Genomic DNA, 263 nt, shown 5'->3' on the forward strand with positions numbered 1-263 from the left:
TTCTCTTCAAGCGACTTTTCGTATGTATACACGTCCATATTGTGTGTTGAACCTAAGCATCCACTTAAAACTATTTAATGAGAGGGGGGATTGAACCCCCGACCATCGGGGTATGATTCCGACGTTCTACCAATCTGAACTATCTCATTGATTCTTCACTTTTCAGTGAAGAGATTTTTTTTGTCATCCAAAGAGGAATCAGCATCGTTTACGGCGTGGACTACCAGGGTATCTAATCCTGTTTGCTCCCCACGCTTTCGCAC

1 tRNA gene and 1 other annotated feature (1 of these 2 running past the window's edge) are annotated in these 263 nt (G+C 43.3%); the gene reads right to left on the minus strand.

Going from position 1 to position 263, the window contains the following annotated elements:
• Nucleotides 1-75: 75 nt before the first annotated feature.
• Nucleotides 76-149 (minus strand) — tRNA-Met (locus QF777_11890).
• A gap of 17 nt (nucleotides 150-166) precedes the next feature.
• Nucleotides 167-263, minus strand: a sequence feature (16S ribosomal RNA rRNA prediction is too short); it runs 687 nt beyond the window's last position.

The sequence above is a fragment of the Acidimicrobiales bacterium genome, assembly GCA_030747595.1.
GTDB lineage: Bacteria > Actinomycetota > Acidimicrobiia > Acidimicrobiales > MedAcidi-G1 > UBA9410.